The organism is Lysobacter sp. 22409 (assembly GCF_052045105.1).
Taxonomy (GTDB): Bacteria; Pseudomonadota; Gammaproteobacteria; order Xanthomonadales; family Xanthomonadaceae; genus Lysobacter; species Lysobacter antibioticus_B.
This window is the reverse complement of record NZ_JBQEOE010000116.1, coordinates 1-371: the sequence shown is the minus strand read 5'-3', so window position 1 is coordinate 371 and position 371 is coordinate 1. Positions and strand designations below refer to the sequence as shown.

Below are 371 nucleotides of genomic sequence, written 5' to 3'. Positions count from 1 at the left end.
GCGGTCAAGGCCGAGTTGGTCAAGCAATTGCCGGCCGACGTGCTGCAGGCGCTGAAGGTCAGCGTGCGCGGCAACGCCGACGACCCGGGTTCCTTGATCGTCGGTCTGGGCGAGGGCGGTGCGCTGCTGGGCACGGTGCTGTTCGACACCGACAAGTCGAACATCAAGCCGGAGTTCGGGCCGCTGCTGGACAAGGTCGCTGCTGCGCTGGAGCGCATGCACGGCGGCGTCATCGCGGTCGTCGGTCACACCGACGTGCGCGCTTCGTACCAATACAACACTGCGCTCGGTATGCGACGCGCCAAGGCCGTCTACGACGCGTTGGCCCAACGACTGAGCCCCGAAGTGCGCGCCAAGGTGCGAGTCGAGTC

At 66.8% G+C, this 371-nt stretch carries 1 protein-coding gene; it reads left to right on the top strand.

The window, feature by feature from the left end:
* Positions 1 to 371: OmpA family protein (locus tag ACTJJK_RS23205; RefSeq protein WP_440731373.1), on the top strand; the 371-nt coding region annotated here is incomplete at both ends.